The following is a 14,758-nucleotide window of genomic DNA, read 5'->3' on the forward strand; positions in this document are numbered from 1 at the left end:
CGGCCTCCGGCGGATTCGGGGCCCGGACGGCACGGTATGGAGGGACTGAGCGATGTTTGGACGGCTGTTGGCAGGTATTTCGGTCTTGGGCATGTTGTCGGTGCCGGCGGTGGCGGATCAGCGCGAGGCGTTTCATATCGCGGGCGACCGGGACGAGGCGCCGTACGGGTACATCAATCGCGATGGGCGCTTCGCGGGCCACTATGTCCAGTTAATGCAGGAGGCCTTTGCCCACTTGTGGGTGCCACTGCGCCACGAGCCCTACGAATGGGAGGAGGCGCAGCGGCTGGTGAAGGAGGGCAAGGCCGACGCGATCATTACCACCATGACGCCGGAGCGCGAGGAGTATCTGATTGCGAGCGAGGTCGCCCTGGCCGAGCCGGAATGGGTGGCCTTCGTGCGTGAGGATCACCCCGAGCGCGATGCGTTGCTCGCCAAGGAGCGCCTGGAGGACTTTGCCGGATACCGCGTGCTGGACTACGCCGGGAACGGCTGGGGCAAGGCCAACCTGGAAGGTCTGGACGTGCAGCGCGAGGGCACGCTGTCGGAGAACCTGCGCCGCCTGGCGGCCGGCGAGGGGGACGTGCTGATCAACATGAGTGAGGTGACGGAACACACGATCCGGGAGTTGAAGCGGGCCTATCCCGACGAGGCGGATGCACTGGGTCGGCTGGTGGCCTCCTCGAACGTGCTGGACGTGACCTCGATGCATCTGCTGGTACGCAAGGACTCGCCGCATGCGCACCTGGTGCCACGCATCGACAAGGTCCTGCGGGAGCTGGGGATCTGACCCCTGCGCTGGAGAGACGTTAGTCCTGCGGGTCAATCGCGGGGACAGGCCGGTCCTCGTCCCGCCAGTCGAACAGGATATGCAGGATCGGTTCGACCGCGGGGGGGTATTCCGTCAGGGGGCCGGGAACCAGGAGACCGCGGTGCGAGGCCTCCAGGATCTCGGGTTCGGGGTGTCCCTCCAGTGACAGGGAATCGATCGGCACGACCCCGTCTCCCAGTCCTTCGCTGGTGTCCTCCCACCACTCTTCGATGCGCGCGGGCAAGTCCTCGATGCCGAACTGCTCGCTCAGGGATCGCAGGCTGGCCTCCATCGCCGGGGTCGGCTCGGGTACCACGCCGCCGATGATTCGCACGGGAATGTCCTCTGGCCAGGGGCGCTGATTCAGGTCCGCCAGAAACTCGCTGTCGGGCCGCAGATCGATCTTGGCCGCGCCCGTGCCGTCGCGAAGACCGGCGAAAAGCGAAAAGCGTTGCTCACGTATGTCGGCCAGCCATTCGCGCACCTCGAGCCAGACGCGCAGGCGTGCCCAGTCGGAGCCCTGGTTCGGGGTGGCGACCAGGATTACGCCTGCAATGGGTGGTCCTTCGGCCCGCGGAGCCTCGTCGACGGGGTGTCGCCAGCGGGTGACAAAGTCGCGGATCACCAGGCCGCCCATGCTGTGGCCCACCAGAATCACGGGCTGTTCGGCCTCCAGCGTCTCCCAGTACTCGGCCAGGAGGTCGGCGCTGTGATCAATCGCCTGATCGTTCGGGTAGCGAAACTCCCAGCCATTGATGCCGGCTGTGTCGAGGGCGGACGCCAGCGTGTCCCAGATATCGCCGGGCTCGTCGAGCCCGTGCAGCATCACGACTTCGGGCCGGGTGCTGTCGTCGAATACCGTGGATCGCGGGACAAAGCCGCGAAGCTCGTCGGGTAGCTCCATGACTTCCGGAAACCACTCGTGCAGGCGGTCCTGGACCTCCACACGCAACTCGCGCTCCTGCTCCGGGTGCTGCTCCGTCCATGTGACCCAGGCGATGAACGCGAGTAGCGGCAAGCCGAACAGGACGGCGGCAGCGTACAGGCGCTTGCGGGCGGGTCTTTGGCGGCGCGGTCTGTGGGTCATATCACTCAAGGAAACACTGATTAATGTACACGCTCGCGCTCGAGTCGCTTTTGCGTGCGAACAAGGCGCGGTGACTGCCGTGCAGTCATTCTGCACAAGGGAGCCGCAACGCCGTTCCCGCGCAAAAGCGGCCGAGCCCCGTGGGGTTGGCACCCCAGGTTCCCCGATCCTGCGTTGCGCCGCTTGCGGGTAGAACCACTACCCGCTGCACGACGCGCCTTGCCTCGGCAAACCTGGGGTACCAACGCGAGTGTGTCCATTAGTCAGTGTTTCCTTAACAATTGAGCATGCGCGGGTGGATCGCAAGCCTGGCGCGGTGCTGGATGTGACAAGCGGGGCACGGGGTATGCGAGGCGTGATGTGTATCATGCCCCGTATGATTCTGTCGGAGTGTCCGCATGCGTAATTCGCCGCTCATGTTGTTGCTGTTTCTGCCGTTCTTTCTCTCGGCCTGTGCCGGACTGGATGTCCGCGACTTCGGTTTGAACGGCGAGGGGAGTGGTGGTGACCGGGCGGAAGAGGCGGTCCGCGAGGCCCTTCGAGTCGGCACCGAACGAACCGTGGAACGGACGGGGCAGGAAGACGGCTACTGGGGCAACCAGGCCATACGGATCGGTCTGCCGCAGGAGTTGCGGCAGGCCGGGGATGTGCTGCGCAGCGCTGGCATGGGCAGCCAGGTGGATGATCTCGAGCGGCGCATGAACCGGGCCGCCGAGGCGGCCGCACGGGAGGCGGCCCCGGTGTTTGTGAGTGCGATTCGGGGCATGCAGCCGTCCGACGTGCACGCGGTACTGCGCGGTGATGACGATGCCGCGACCCAGTACCTGCGCGGTGCGTCCGAGTCGGATCTGCGCGAGCGCTATGCGCCCGTGGTGCGCGAGCATATGGAGGGTGCCGGGGTGTACCGGGTGTACCAGCCGCTGCGCGATGCAGCCAGCCGTATCCCCGGCCTGGCCGATCTGGATGTGGACCTGGATCGCTATGTGACCGACCACGCACTGGATGGTCTGTTTACCATTCTGGCGGACGAGGAACGTCGCATTCGCGAGGATCCGGCCGCGCGCACGACGCAGCTCCTGCGGGAGTACTTCGGGTCAAGCTAACCCAGGCGCCGAGCACAAACGGCCGGGCCCCGTGGCATTGCGCCTCGGGGCTTTTTTGTGGGTGAAGGGCCTTGCCGGCGTTGAACGAGGCGGCCCCAGGGAGTGAGTCGAAGCGACACGGGTCGGGGCGATGCATGTGTCTGAATGACCCACCTCTGGATGTGATTGGGACCCGTCCGATCACTGCATTCAGGTGCGGAAACCGCCTGGCGGCGCGGCATGCGGCATTCAGGCCATGTTGGCACGGAGGCTGCATCGCTACGGGTCAGACGGCGCGTTCATTGCGACGGGCTAACGCAATCCAACCAATCTGAAGAAGCAGGAGGCGCAGAATGGGACACAAGACCGGTACAACTTATTCGATCGCCCTGGCTCTCGGGCTCGCATTGGGTGGTGCGGGCACGGTGGCAGCGGATGATCCGCATGTGTTCGAGCAGGAATGGACCGATGATCCCGAAATGTCCGCCGAGGACGTCAGTGAAAGCGATCTGGAAAGCTTTCTGGCGGCCGCGGATGCGGCCCAGGACATCCGCGCGGAATACGCAGATGACATCGCGGAAGCAGAAGGCGAGGGGGCCCAGGAGCTGCGCGACGAGGCCAACGACGAGATGGTCGCCGCAATCGAGGATGAAGGGCTGACCGTCAAGGAATACCAGGAGATTGCTTACCTGATCGACAACGACAGCGATCTTGGTGAGCAATTCGCCGAGGTGGCGGGGGACTCGTAGCCTCCACAAGCACTACGCCTGCTATCTCCCAGGACCCCGGTGGGCGAACCGCCCACCGGGGTTTTCTACGCCCGGGCGCCGCTCGGCGTCGGCGGGTGGTCCGGGTCAACCTCCTCGATCAGCAGAAGGGACGGGATTTCGTCCGCGGTCAGGGGCCGGGCGAAGTAAAACCCCTGGATGCGGTCGAACCCGAGTTCCTCGCTCAGGCCGATCTGGTCCCGGGTCTCGATGCCCTCGGCAACGGTCTTCAGCCCGAGCGATCCGGCCAGCAGTGCGATGCCTCGTGCGAGGTCTTCGGCCGAGGGGTCGTGGCCGAGGCTGGATACAAGCTGGCGGTCGAGCTTCAGCGTATCGATCGGAAACCGATTGAGATAGGCGAGGGACGAATACCCGGTGCCGAAGTCGTCGATGGCGAGCTGTACCCCCAGGTGCTTCAGCGCCTCGAGGGCGGGTTCGGCGTCCTCGAGCGCGAGCACGGTCTCGGTGAGTTCGATGGTCAGGAGTTCGGGTGGCAGGTGGTGGCGCTTGAGCGCGGATGCGACGTCGTACGCGAGTTCGGGGCGAATGAAGTCGCGGGCGGAGAGATTGATCGCGGTGTACCAGGGTTCGCGGCCATGGACCTGCGCAAGGGTCTTCCACTCCTCGGTCTGTCGGCAGGCCTCGGCGATCACCTGCGCGCCGATGTCGTGTATTAGCGAGGAGTCCTCCGCCACGTCGAGAAAGTCCGCCGGCGTCAGCTCGCCGTGCGCCGGGTGCTGCCAGCGGATCAGCGCCTCGACCCCGACGAATCGATGCTGGCGGATCGAGTAGATCGGCTGGTAGCGCAGAAAGAACTCGTTGTGTTTCAGGCCCCGGCGGATATCGAATTCCTGACGCATGCGCCGCAGTTCCTCGGTGACCGGATGCAGCGCGGGAATGACCAGCCAGGCCATCAATTGCCCGATCCCGACGAAGAAGGCGGTGCGCGTCAGCCAGCGTTCGGTCTCCTGTGCGGTGGCGGCGGCGACGTCCACATAGGTCAGGGGCCCGGCCAGTACGCCGGCCACCAGTGCCACGACGAGGGCGGCGCCGGGCCCAAAGCGCGCGGCGGCAAACAGGATGGGCACGTAGTAGAAGTGCGGCACGATGCTGTCGGCGCCACCCGCCAGGTACGGGATCAACCAGGAGAGCAGCAGGCCTGCGACGATGATCAGTGTCGCGGAGACAAAGGACATCCCGACCCAGGCGCGGAGCGTCGTTCGAGCCAGGTAGTCGGAATACCGGGTATTGCCTGCCAGGGGTTGAGCCGACTCGAACCTGGACATTGCGTGGCATCCTTTGGCCTTCCTGGCCGGCTTTGCACCCTGTTGCGGCAGGGCGGGTATGGCGGCGCGGTCACGGTCCTTTACCGGTTCGCGCCCGGGCCTTTACACGCAGCTATAAGTGGTTGTTCCGGGAGTGTAGTTCATATGCGCCGGAACGAGACGTCCGGGCCCATCAGTGATTGAGCCGGGTGCTTTTTTCGGGGCTTGAGGGAAACGGCGCAGGGCGGGAGGTCCTGCCCCGCGGCCGTCAGCGTGGCCTAGTCGCAGGCGGAACGCTCGGCGGGCAGGTTGCCGCGCACGCAGGCGCTGATCTCGGGTGGGCTCTCGTTGCTGCGCATACGTACGAAGAGGCCATCGATTTCGCCAGCGGCGTTGGTCGGGTAATGGTCGCCCATGTGCATGCCGGCCCCGTGCAGGACCCAGTAGTTGAGCATGTTCGCCTCGCCATGGGGCTGTTCCAGGTAGACCAGGGTGGCGCCGTGGGCCATCTCGGTCACGATCAGCCGCCGGATCCGCTCGCCGGCCTCGAATTCGACATAACCCAGCGCATGGCTGCTGACACTGCCGCCGCGCATGCCCTGCATCTCGGGTGCGTGATTGGTCTGGATCAGTCGGAAGCGACCGTGGGGCTGGCCGTCCCGCATCTCGCCGTCGAAGCGCATAACCATCTTCATGCTGCTGTCCATGGCGGAGGCGGCGTACAGCCGCCGCGCCTCCTCGATGCTGGAGACGGCCGCCGGCTCCATGGCCTGGTGGTTCTGGTACCAGGTCATCCAGAAACTGACGGGCCCGTTGTCGACCGTATCCGGGCAGGCGCCGTCGGCGTGCAGTTCGAAGCGGTCAAAGCCCAAGTCTACCGAGCCGCGTCCCTTGTTGGTGACCAGGGCGCGGGTAAAGATAACCTCGGACGGCGCTTCGAGGTTGGCCATGATGCGGTAGCGATCGTCCCAGGCGCACTGCGTGGCACTGCGACCCGGCAGGGCCTGACGGCTGATCTGCCGCGCCTCGCGCGATCCACGTTCGCTGCGATAGGCGTCCAGCAGCGCCCGGGTGCCGGGTTCCAGCAGGCCCGTGTCGACCGCCTGGATATTGCGGTCGAATTGGCGGTCGGCGCCCGGCGTGGCGTGGGCGAGCGAGGTCGTCAGGCCCAGGCTCAGGATCGCGCCCATGGCGAGCATGCGGGCAGGCGTCAGGTGGATTCGCATCAGTGGGTTCTCCGTGGGTTTATTGCCATTGCAGGTCCATGCGTTGCTGCATGCGGTGCCATTCGGCGGTGATGATGTCGCCCGCCACGCGATGGGCGGCGTCCATGCGCGGGCGTGCCTCGGGGTAGAGGAGCATCACGGCCTCGCTGGCGCGGGCGAAGTCGCGCCGGGTGCGGTAGTGCACCATGGTGTGTACCAGCAGGCTGTCGAGGTCGTTGAACGAACGGTCGGCGGACTGGCGGTAGCGCACCATGCGCTCAGGGGTCAGTTCGAGTTGACGGTGGGTTTGCGAGAGCCCGTCGAACAGGGCGAAGAACCCCATGCCCAGCTCGGCGCCCTGGCGCAGGGCGTGATCGCCCAGCTGACGTTGCAGCAGCTCCCCGGCGCCGAACAGCCCGGCATCGTGGTCACGGGCCAGCAAGCCAAAGACGCTGGCGGCAGAGCCGGACGATGCGCTGCGGGGCTGGGCCAGTTCGTGCATCTGCTGGTCAAGCCGCTGGTGGCCGGCGTCCAGCAGGAGTTCCAGCGCCGGGGCGGTGTCGTGGTCCAGGGCTCCGAGTACGCTTCGGCGTTGGCCTTGCGGGAGGCGCTCCAGTTCGCGGAGTACCCCGGCGATGTCCCGCGAGCCGATCTGCAGGCGTTCCAGCTCGCCGCGCACGGCGGCCTCCGGGTCCTCCAGCACCTGCGCAAGCCGCCGGACCTGATGGCCGGCGTGTTCGCCCACCAGTCCACGGCTCCCCAGCTCGCCCAGGATGGCGGTGGCCTGCTCAAGTCCCCCGGCCGAGGTGCGGCCGGGTTCGGTGGCCGCGGCAAGGGCATGGCCGAAGTCCATCGCGGGTATGCCGGACGACCGGCTGGCCTGGTCGAGCATGCCGCCCAGACGATTCGACTGCTGCGCACCATAGGCCATCGCCGCCGTTTGCAGCAGGCGTGCGGCCAGCCCGGAGATGTCGCGCGAGGACTCGCCCAGTGCCTCGTCGACCCACCCGGCCAGCTCTCCGGAGGCGGTATAAGGCGAGAGGTAGAAGCCGGTGTTGTGCGGCAGGGGGGCGGGGGTGACCGCAGACAGGGCTTGTGCGGGCAGCAGCGCAGTCAGCCCGAACAGGCTGAGGCCGGCCAGGGGCCCGAGTCTCGCGAACAAGCCGAACATGCGCGCTGGCATGGGGCGTTTCCCTCCCTGTCGGGTGGTCGCAGCCATTCGGATCCGTTCCGGAATGTTTGCCGCCGATCGCTCGGGATCGCCACCCAAAGGAAAGACTAGGCGAGAGAACCCTCGCGGTCAATGAGGGAATGAAGGGGGGATGGCGGGGCTTCGATGGTCAGGAGCGGCCCGTTGCCCGGATGGATTTGCCTTCCGGGTGTGCGAGGCCTCTCGCAGGCCGGGTCATGTGCGCGGGATCGAGGAGACGGATTCGACGACGTGGCTGGCGCCTTCGCGAATCTCGGCCATGATCTGCTGTACCGACAGGACCTGTTGGCGCCCTTGCTCGGCCACCTGGTTCACGGTGTCGATGCGCTCTGCGATCGCCTGGGTGCTTTGCAGGTTGCCATGAATGACCTCGGCGATCTGACTGGTGGCGTCGCGGGTATCGGACGCGAGCTTGCGGACCTCCTGTGCCACCACGGCAAAGCCGCGCCCTTGCTCTCCGGCACGCGCGGCTTCGATAGCGGCATTGAGGGACAGCATCTTGGTGGTTTCCGCCACGCTGCGGATGGTCTCGATGATCGACTCGATACTGCGCGCCTCGGCATTGAGTCGATCGATCGCCGATTTGGTTTCGGCCACATGCTGGCGGATCTGTTCGGAGTTGGTCGCATTGGCCTCCAGCGAGGCCTCTCCGCGTTGCGCGCCATCCGCGGTTTTCTGGGCCATTTCGCAGGCGATGGCGGAGGCCTCCCGGGTGCGCTCGGCCATGTGCACGCTGGCGGTGATGTCCGTGGCGAACTTGATGACCTTCACGGTATGACCGTGGTCATCGAGAATCGGGTTGTAGGTGGCCTCCAGCCAGATCTCCTCGCCGGAGGACTTGAAACGGCGGAATTTGCCGCTCATGAAGCGCCCGCGGGCGAGGTCTTGCCAGAAATTCGGGTTCTCGCGGTAGAAGGCGTCGTCGCAGAACATCCGGTGGTGCTGGCCCTGAATGTGTTCGAGCGGGTAACCGACGGCCTGCAGGAAGTTGTCGTTGGCCTTGAGGATGGTGCCGTCCGGCGTGAACTCGATGACCGCCTGGGAACGATCCAGCGCCTCGAATACGGCTGCCTGGTCGTGGAGCGTCTCCATCTTGCCGGTCACATTCGATGCGATCTTGACGACCTTGTACACGTCGCCCTGGGCATCGCGTACCGGAAAGTAGGTGGCTTCCAGCCAGATGGTCTCGCCAGCCCGCGTGACCCTGGGGAAGGTGCCGGCGTGGGACTCGCCCGTAGCCAGCTGCCGCCAGAATTGGCGGTATTCCATGGAGCGAACGTAGTCCGGGTCGCAGAACATCCGGTGGTGCTGGCCGATCACATCCTCGCGGGGATGACCGACAGTCTCGAGGAAGTGCGAGTTGGCGTCGAGCACCGTACCGTTCGGCGCAAATTCGATATAGGCGACGGCATCGCGGACGGCCGCGAGTATGGCCGTAGCGTCGTCGCTGGAAACCGCAAGGGGCGCCCCCTGGGTGGGGAACCGGGTGGCATTTGCACACATGGGTACGTCCTGAGCGGTTGATTGATGATGCCCTATTGAACTTCATGTACACGCATTGTACAAGAACTATACACAAAGGGTTTTCGAGGGTGCAGAAATGGAAAAGAAGAACAAGACGACATTGCCGGTGTTGCGAGCGAGCGCATGGGTAGTGCCGCTTCTGGTGGTGTCTGTACTGCTGTTGGCGGGTTGTGCCGCTACTTTCCCGGAGCCCGATGAGGGCCGGGCTTTCGCCGACGGAATGACGGCCCAGGAACTGTTCGACCGGACCATGGCCGCGCACGGAGGGGATCTTCGCGAGTACGACGGGGACCTGAACCAGGCTACGGACGGCGAGTGGGGGCGAATGGTTCAGCGTGTGCAGCCGCTGGTGGCGGATGGTGGCTACCGTGGCCAGGGCGAGGAGCGCTACCGCCCGGCGGACGAGTTGTACGCAGTCCATTACACGGGGCCGGAGGGCACCAAGACGGTGATCCGCCAGCGTGACGAGATTCGCGTGTACTACGACGGCGAGCGGAGCGAGGACGAGGACCGGATTCGTGCCACCGCGATGACGACCGATGCCGGCAAGCTGTTCCACTACGGACCGACCTTCGTGAAACACCGCGCGACCTCAATGACGCGGCTGGCGGATCGCCGCGAGGGCGGCGTGGACTACCGTCGCGTGCTGGCGACCATCCAGCCGGGCTTTGGCAAGGCGGACGAGGATCAGGTGGTGATGTGGATCCACCCCGAAACCGATCGGCTCTATCGGGTGCATATCACCCTGACCGGCTTCGAGCCGACCCGGAATGCCCATGTCGATACGACCTTCCTGGAGTACGAGGAGGTCGGCCCGTATACGCTGCCATCGCGTTTCGAAGAACGCGTGCTTGGGCCGATTCGGCTGTTCGTTCACGAATGGTGGGTGACCAGTCGTGACCAGGACCGTGGCTGGACCGATGACGATGTCCGGGGGCCGGAGTTCTCTGGCGCGGCGGCCCGACCCGCAGGGGAGTAGGCGCGCCGGCCCCCTGATTACTGGAGCAGCCGCAGGAAGGTCTGGGGTAGCGCGTTGGCCTGAACGAGCACGGCGAGCCCGGCCTGTTGCAGGATCTGGGCGCGCACCAGGCGGCTGACCTCGGCCGCGTAATCGGCGTCCAGAATGCGGCTGCGGGCCGCCGCCAGGTTGTCGCTGGTGATGCCCAGGTTGGTGATGGTCGACTCGAAGCGGTTCTGGATGGCCCCGAACTGGCTGCGCCGCGCGTTGACCGCATCCAGCGCGGCATCCACACGTGACAGGGCGTCGCTGGCCCCCTGGCGCGAGGTCAGGTCGATATCGTTCAGGCTCCCCCCGGGCTCGGTGGTGGCCGGCAGCCCGAGCGTGGCGAGGGCGGTCTCCCCCGAGATCGTCAGGGTCTCGCGGGCGATCAGGTTGAGCCGGCCGTCGTCGGTCAGGATCGCGCGGCCGGTTGATCCGAGGGCGCGGTCGATCGCGGTCGCCAGTTCCTGGGGGGAGCGATAGGGTCCCGCAGGGATCTCCACCGGGTCGCGCTCGCCCACACGGATGGAGAAATCCTGATCCACCTCCAGCGGATTGCCGGCGAAGGCGGCCTCCAGTTCGCCGGACCAGGCACTGGCAATGTCGCCCACGAAGCGGTTGCGCATGCTGTTGCCGAGGTCGATGGCGAGGGTCTGCCCGGCGTTGGCGCCGATCTGGAAGAACGCGGTGCCCATGGACCCGTCCAGCAGCGAACGGCCGTTAAAGGTTGTCTGGGTCGCGATGCGGTCGTTCTCGGCCAGGAGCTGGCGAACCTCGCGGTCGATGGCGCCGCGGTCCGAGGCCGACAGGGTGGCATTGGCCGCCTGTATCGCCAGCTCGCGGATACGTTGCAGGTTGCCGGTCATGGAGCCCAGGGCGCCCTCGGCGGTCTGGGCCAGCGAGATGCCGTCCTGCGCGTTGCGCATGGCCTGGTTCAGGCCGCGGATCTGGGTTGTGAAGCGTTCGGAGATGGCCAGCCCGGCGGCGTCGTCGCGCGCCGAGTTGATGCGCTGGCCTGAAGACAGGCGCTGGAAGGCCGTCTGCAGGGCGGCCTGCGACTGGCGCAGGTGGCGCTGGGCATTGAGCGACAGGAGGTTGGTGGCAACACTCAACACCTGGGCCATGTTGTCGGGTCTCGCACGCCACAAGGGCGATCCGGCGAAGGGCCGGATTCCGCAGCCGGAAATTCCCGTCTACATTCGCTTAACGGCGGGGTTTGAGGAAACTTTAGGCTTGCAAGGCCACGAAACGATGTACGGCGTGCACATCGGCGCGTGTTTGCTTAGGCTGCGCCGATTGGACTGGATTGGAGAGGGGCATGGCCGATACGCAACCCGAGCGCAGGCAGTCGCTGTTCTGGCGCGCGCTGATCGCGATCCTGCTCGGGGTCGGGCTGGGGATCGTCTGGCTTTATGTCACCGCCCTGCTGGGGCTCGGCGGCGGGATCGACTTTATGCCCGTACCGCTGGCCCGGACCTTCGAGTGGGGTACGCCGCTTTTGCTGGTCGGTGGTGCTGTCGGTTATGTGCTGGGCTGGCGGCGGGTGGCGGCTACGCTGTTCGGGCTGGCGGGGATGCTGTTGCTGGCGGCCCTGGCCTTCGAGGGTGCTCGCGTGATCCTGCAGGACCCCGAGGCGCGCAGCTACGAGCACCAGATGGCACAAACGGCCAGGGAAGGTGCACTGCAGATCGCCGAGTGCGATAACGGCGAGACGTTACTGGTGCGCGAGGACCGGGTGACCTCGGAGGGGATCGCGGTACTGCAGATCCAGCGCATCCATGCCGATGGGCGCCTGGATCCGGAGCTTCTGGCGACCACGGGCGTGGGTTACACGCCGAGCATTGGCGAGGGCATGCGACCGTATCTGGAAGGCTCGGTCGAATGCGGTCTGGAAGGCTTTTCCAGTGCTGGCGAGGCGCTTGGCCGGCTGGAGGCGTTTATTCAGGAACACCCGCCGCGGCACTCCAGTGCCGTGGCGCCGGTGGAGCCGGAGTAGCTGCATCGGCATTGGGCTGGCGAACGCGGCAGGTCCAGTAGATGCCGTGGAATTCGAGCATGGCGGCTTCGCCCTTGGTCCAGAAGACGATCTGCTCGCCGGGGTTGGCGTAGCGTGCCCCGGAGGCGACCTCGGTCGCCTGTAATACGGCCTTGGAACGGCCAAAGCGCAGCTCGGCCTCATTGTCGCTGAAGCTCGCCATCAGGTTCGGGCCACGATCGCAGCTGTAGGGCACATCGCGTGCCTGTTCGGCGGTCGGGGGCAGGGTGCCGCAGGCGGCGAGTACCAGCGTGGCGTTGATGGCAATCCAGGTTCTCACGCGCCGGTTCTCCCGCGGGTCGAATGGACTTTTCATCATACGCGTAACGGGCTGTCGCACGTGAAGGAACACTGTGACTCCGGGTTCGAACCGTTATAGTGAGAGCCCGGCCCCGTCAGGCGATTACGCTTTGTTTCCTCGCTGGTTTCTGGTTGCCTACCTGCTGTTTGTCTGCGTCCTGGTACCGGTCTATGCGGTCCAGTATGGCTGGCTCAATTTCCTCTGGCTGTCCAATCTCGCGCTGATCGCCGGGTGCGCGGCGGCGTGGCTGGCGAGCCGGCGCCTGGCGAGCATGCTGGCGGTGGGCGTGGTCCTGCTCGAGATGGGGTGGGTGATCGACTTTCTGCTGGGGCTGGTGCTGCTGGGGAACCCGCCCTTCGGCTTTGTCGCCTACATGTTCGATCCGGAGGTTCCGCTCTACCTGCGGCTGTTCTCCCTGTACCACCTGCCGCTTCCGTTGGTGCTGTTGTGGATGGTCTGGCGCCTGGGATACGACCCGGTGGCGGGGCGTTTGTGGATCCTGGTGGGCTGGGCCGTCTTGCTGGTGTCGTACCTGCTGTCGACGCCCGAGGCGAACGTGAACTGGGTTCTAGGGCCCTGGGCCCGTCCGCAGGACCTGGTCCATCCCTATGTGTGGCTGGCGGTCTTGATGGCCGGCTGCGCCCTGGTCTGGTGGTTGAGCCATCGCATGCTTTGGTGGGGCATGGGTCGCTTTGGGCGTGTTCATCCGGATCAGGAGGATACGCGCGATTGATCTGACGCAGTGGGCCTCTGCGCGGGACAGGCGATACTCTCCCGATAACGTTTTCTCGAGGATGTCGCACGCATGACGCTTTTCTGGGTGGCCCTGGTGCCGTTTGTGGTGCTGTTTGTCTGGCTGGTCCCGTTGCGCAGGCCGGCCTACGAGGCCGCGCCACTGGCCTATCTGGCGACACTGGTTATTGCCCTGTGGGTCTGGCAGATGCCGGGGGCCGTGCTGGGCGCGAGCCTGCTGGATGCGGGCGTGGTGTTTGTCGAGGTCATGCTGATTGTGGCCGTCGCGCTGCTGGTGCTGAACGTGATGATCGCAACCGGCCACATGGATGCGATCCAGTCGGTGATCGCCAGCGTGTCGCGCGATCCGCGCGTGCTGGCGATGTTGCTGGGCTGGGGTCTGGTCGGGTTCGTGGAGGGTATCGCCGGGTTCGGGACTCCAGCCGTGCTGGCGGCACCCCTGCTCGTCTATTTCGGCATGAAGCCGCTGAAGGCCGTGGCGATCGCGCTGATCGGCAACAGTACCGCGGTGCCGTTTGGCGCGGCGGGTACGCCGGTGGTGATCGGCTTCGCGGGGCTGGGACTGGACGATGCGGTGGTGCAGGAGGCGGTGGTGCGCACGGCGTTCATCCTCGCGCTGCTGGCCGTGTTCATCACCATTTTCATGACCTGGGTTGCCACGCTGGGGGACGAGAAGGGGCGTTTTCGCGAGTTTGTGCCATTCGCGGTGCTCTCCGCGCTCGCGTTCGGTATTCCGTACGCCCTGGTCGCCTGGCTGATCGGGCCGGAGTTGCCCTCGATTGTCGGTGGCGTCGTCGCGATGGTCGTCATCTCACTGGCCGCGCACAAAGGTTTTCTGCTGCCATCGAGCCCGCAACACACCGAGACCGAACCCGCCCCGATCAAGCGGGTACTCGTGGCGTTTGTGCCGTTCGCCGTGATGTCGGTGGCCTTGATTGCCTCGCGCACGGTGATGCCGCTGCGCGAGGCCCTGCAATCGGTGCGCTGGTCCCTGGGCGAGTTTCAGGGGGTGGAACTGGGGCAGAGCCTGGCCCCGCTGTACACGCCGTATTTCTACTTTGCCCTGGCGCTGCTGACTGCACTGATCCTTTTTCGCGTCGGGCGCGCCACGCTGGGTGAGGCCGTGGTGGCTACTGGACGCAAGCTGCGGGTAGCCGCGATCGTGCTGATCTTCATCATCGCGCTCACCCAGATCCTGCTGATGTCCGAGCTCAACGCGGCGGGGCTCCCCTCGATGCCGCAGGTACTGGGGCAGAGCCTCGCCGGGTGGTTGGGGGGCACGTTCGTGCTGTTCAGCGGATTTCTGGGGGCGCTGGGGTCGTTCATGACCGGAAGTGCCACGGTCTCCAATCTGCTCTTTGCCCGCCTGCAGGCCGACACCGCGGAAGCAGTGGCATTGTCGCTGCCGTCGATTCTCGCCTTGCAGCTGATCGGCTCAGGCGTGGGCAACATGATCTCGTTGCACAACATCGCAATGGCGGCCGCGGCCTGCGGCCTCCAGGCGCGCGAAGGGCAGGTGGTACGGGAGACGATTGTTCCCGTGGTGGTGGTCTGTCTCGGGGCCGGCTTGCTGGCGCTCGTCTGGTGAAGCTCCGGCCCCCTGGGAAACCGAGAAAGCTCAGGGTCACCAGCACGATTACGACAAAGCCGACGAGCCAGATGATGTGGGTCATCATGAGTAGATGGCCTGACTGGCTGGGTGGGCACACCAGTGAGTC

At 65.7% G+C, this 14,758-nt stretch carries 14 protein-coding genes; 7 read left to right on the forward strand and 7 right to left on the reverse strand.

Annotated features, from left to right (window positions below):
• The first annotated feature begins 91 nt into the window (after nucleotides 1-91).
• Nucleotides 92-790 (forward strand): ABC transporter substrate-binding protein, encoded by a 699-nt coding sequence (locus tag F468_RS0107755; protein WP_026296512.1) that lies wholly within the window; start codon nucleotides 92-94, stop codon nucleotides 788-790.
• A gap of 19 nt (nucleotides 791-809) precedes the next feature.
• On the opposite strand, the gene F468_RS0107760 is transcribed toward F468_RS0107755, so the two are convergent.
• The gene (locus tag F468_RS0107760) at nucleotides 810-1,898 is read right to left on the reverse strand and encodes a lecithin--cholesterol acyltransferase (protein ID WP_018993826.1); all 1,089 of its coding nucleotides are present in this window, start codon (nucleotides 1,896-1,898) and stop codon (nucleotides 810-812) included.
• A gap of 398 nt (nucleotides 1,899-2,296) precedes the next feature.
• On the opposite strand from F468_RS0107760, the gene F468_RS0107765 reads away from it, so the two are divergent.
• Together F468_RS0107765 and F468_RS0107770 are read left to right on the forward strand one after the other, a co-directional pair.
• Nucleotides 2,297-3,001, forward strand: coding sequence for a DUF4197 domain-containing protein (locus F468_RS0107765; protein WP_018994904.1), 705 nt, complete (start codon nucleotides 2,297-2,299; stop codon nucleotides 2,999-3,001).
• A 332-nt stretch (nucleotides 3,002-3,333) separates the two neighbouring features.
• Nucleotides 3,334-3,729: a DUF4168 domain-containing protein gene (locus F468_RS0107770; protein WP_018174192.1), complete on the forward strand. Its 396-nt coding sequence runs from the start codon at nucleotides 3,334-3,336 to the stop codon at nucleotides 3,727-3,729.
• Between the two features lie 65 nt (nucleotides 3,730-3,794).
• Here the strand turns inward: F468_RS0107770 and F468_RS0107775 are convergent, their stop codons facing one another.
• The 4 genes from F468_RS0107775 to F468_RS0107790 form a co-directional block, all read right to left on the reverse strand.
• Complete coding sequence (locus F468_RS0107775) at nucleotides 3,795-5,033, reverse strand: bifunctional diguanylate cyclase/phosphodiesterase (RefSeq protein ID WP_018139291.1); 1,239 nt, start codon at nucleotides 5,031-5,033, stop codon at nucleotides 3,795-3,797.
• Nucleotides 5,034-5,290: 257 nt separating this feature from the next.
• Nucleotides 5,291-6,238, reverse strand: a complete 948-nt coding sequence (locus F468_RS0107780) for a hypothetical protein (protein WP_018139292.1) — start codon at nucleotides 6,236-6,238, stop codon at nucleotides 5,291-5,293.
• Between the two features lie 19 nt (nucleotides 6,239-6,257).
• Nucleotides 6,258-7,400 (reverse strand): hypothetical protein, encoded by a 1,143-nt coding sequence (locus tag F468_RS0107785; protein ID WP_018994905.1) that lies wholly within the window; start codon nucleotides 7,398-7,400, stop codon nucleotides 6,258-6,260.
• 222 nt (nucleotides 7,401-7,622) lie between these two features.
• Entirely contained in the window at nucleotides 7,623-8,930 is a 1,308-nt protein-coding gene (locus F468_RS0107790; RefSeq protein WP_018994906.1) for a PAS domain-containing methyl-accepting chemotaxis protein, read from the reverse strand.
• Nucleotides 8,931-9,171: 241 nt separating this feature from the next.
• Between F468_RS0107790 and F468_RS0107795 the strand changes: the two genes are divergently transcribed.
• Nucleotides 9,172-9,930 carry a hypothetical protein gene (locus F468_RS0107795; protein WP_018139295.1) on the forward strand — a complete coding sequence of 253 codons (759 nt, stop codon included), beginning with the start codon at nucleotides 9,172-9,174 and terminating at the stop codon, nucleotides 9,928-9,930.
• A gap of 17 nt (nucleotides 9,931-9,947) precedes the next feature.
• On the opposite strand, the gene F468_RS0107800 is transcribed toward F468_RS0107795, so the two are convergent.
• Nucleotides 9,948-11,075 carry a flagellin gene (locus tag F468_RS0107800; protein ID WP_018649461.1) on the reverse strand — a complete coding sequence of 376 codons (1,128 nt, stop codon included), beginning with the start codon at nucleotides 11,073-11,075 and terminating at the stop codon, nucleotides 9,948-9,950.
• A 194-nt stretch (nucleotides 11,076-11,269) separates the two neighbouring features.
• On the opposite strand from F468_RS0107800, the gene F468_RS0107805 reads away from it, so the two are divergent.
• Entirely contained in the window at nucleotides 11,270-11,947 is a 678-nt protein-coding gene (locus F468_RS0107805) for a hypothetical protein (RefSeq protein ID WP_018174197.1), read from the forward strand.
• Here F468_RS0107805 and F468_RS0107810 read toward each other — a convergent pair.
• The gene (locus F468_RS0107810) at nucleotides 11,889-12,266 is read right to left on the reverse strand and encodes an MliC family protein (RefSeq protein ID WP_018994907.1); all 378 of its coding nucleotides are present in this window, start codon (nucleotides 12,264-12,266) and stop codon (nucleotides 11,889-11,891) included. The two genes, F468_RS0107805 and F468_RS0107810, sit on opposite strands and share 59 nt — an antisense overlap.
• A 130-nt stretch (nucleotides 12,267-12,396) precedes the next feature.
• Between F468_RS0107810 and F468_RS0107815 the strand changes: the two genes are divergently transcribed.
• Nucleotides 12,397-13,020 (forward strand): hypothetical protein, encoded by a 624-nt coding sequence (locus tag F468_RS0107815; RefSeq protein WP_018994908.1) that lies wholly within the window; start codon nucleotides 12,397-12,399, stop codon nucleotides 13,018-13,020.
• Nucleotides 13,021-13,092: 72 nt separating this feature from the next.
• Nucleotides 13,093-14,628 carry an L-lactate permease gene (locus tag F468_RS0107820; protein ID WP_018993831.1) on the forward strand — a complete coding sequence of 512 codons (1,536 nt, stop codon included), beginning with the start codon at nucleotides 13,093-13,095 and terminating at the stop codon, nucleotides 14,626-14,628.
• The last annotated feature ends 130 nt before the right edge of the window (nucleotides 14,629-14,758 follow it).

It is taken from the genome of Thioalkalivibrio sp. ALJ2 (genome assembly GCF_000378325.1).
In the GTDB taxonomy this organism is placed as follows: domain Bacteria; phylum Pseudomonadota; class Gammaproteobacteria; order Ectothiorhodospirales; family Ectothiorhodospiraceae; genus Thioalkalivibrio.

Excerpts from the sequence above, each read along its gene's own strand:
- F468_RS0107755 (WP_026296512.1), top strand. The coding sequence starts at position 92 with ATGTTGTCGGTGCCGGCGGTGGCGGATCAGCGCGAGGCGTTTCATATC.
- F468_RS0107760 (WP_018993826.1), bottom strand. The coding sequence starts at position 1,898 with ATGACCCACAGACCGCGCCGCCAAAGACCCGCCCGCAAGCGCCTGTAC.
- F468_RS0107765 (WP_018994904.1), top strand. The coding sequence starts at position 2,297 with ATGCGTAATTCGCCGCTCATGTTGTTGCTGTTTCTGCCGTTCTTTCTC.
- F468_RS0107770 (WP_018174192.1), top strand. The coding sequence starts at position 3,334 with ATGGGACACAAGACCGGTACAACTTATTCGATCGCCCTGGCTCTCGGG.
- F468_RS0107775 (WP_018139291.1), bottom strand. The coding sequence starts at position 5,033 with ATGTCCAGGTTCGAGTCGGCTCAACCCCTGGCAGGCAATACCCGGTAT.
- F468_RS0107780 (WP_018139292.1), bottom strand. The coding sequence starts at position 6,238 with ATGCGAATCCACCTGACGCCTGCCCGCATGCTCGCCATGGGCGCGATC.
- F468_RS0107785 (WP_018994905.1), bottom strand. The coding sequence starts at position 7,400 with ATGCCAGCGCGCATGTTCGGCTTGTTCGCGAGACTCGGGCCCCTGGCC.
- F468_RS0107790 (WP_018994906.1), bottom strand. The coding sequence starts at position 8,930 with ATGTGTGCAAATGCCACCCGGTTCCCCACCCAGGGGGCGCCCCTTGCG.
- F468_RS0107795 (WP_018139295.1), top strand. The coding sequence starts at position 9,172 with ATGACGGCCCAGGAACTGTTCGACCGGACCATGGCCGCGCACGGAGGG.
- F468_RS0107800 (WP_018649461.1), bottom strand. The coding sequence starts at position 11,075 with ATGGCCCAGGTGTTGAGTGTTGCCACCAACCTCCTGTCGCTCAATGCC.
- F468_RS0107805 (WP_018174197.1), top strand. The coding sequence starts at position 11,270 with ATGGCCGATACGCAACCCGAGCGCAGGCAGTCGCTGTTCTGGCGCGCG.
- F468_RS0107820 (WP_018993831.1), top strand. The coding sequence starts at position 13,093 with ATGACGCTTTTCTGGGTGGCCCTGGTGCCGTTTGTGGTGCTGTTTGTC.